Origin of the sequence: Tritonibacter sp. SIMBA_163, assembly GCF_046535935.1 — a bacterium.
Taxonomy (GTDB): domain Bacteria; phylum Pseudomonadota; class Alphaproteobacteria; order Rhodobacterales; family Rhodobacteraceae; genus Epibacterium; species Epibacterium scottomollicae.
Window position 1 is genome coordinate 1 of the sequence record NZ_JAWJBP010001310.1, and the last position, 236, is coordinate 236.

A 236-nucleotide genomic window follows, 5' to 3' on the forward strand; every position below is an offset into this window, starting at 1 on the left:
CTTCGAATAGGCCACCTAGGCCCATCAGCATCAGGCTAACGGTGCAGTTACCGCCCACAAATGTCTTCGCACCTTTGGCAAGCTGAGCGTCGATGACGTTGCGGTTCACCGGGTCTAGCACGATGGTAGCGTCGTCTTCCATACGCAGGGTGCTGGCAGCATCAATCCAGTAGCCTTTCCAACCCGCAGCGCGTAGATCTTTATAAACAGGCTTGGTGTAGTCACCGCCTTGGCAG

Annotated in this window: 1 protein-coding gene; it reads right to left on the reverse strand. The window is 55.9% G+C overall.

Annotated elements, in window-relative coordinates; genetic code table 11:
- Window positions 1-236 (reverse strand): hypothetical protein (locus R0J92_RS26545; RefSeq protein ID WP_411053883.1); only part of this gene is annotated, 236 nt, incomplete at both ends.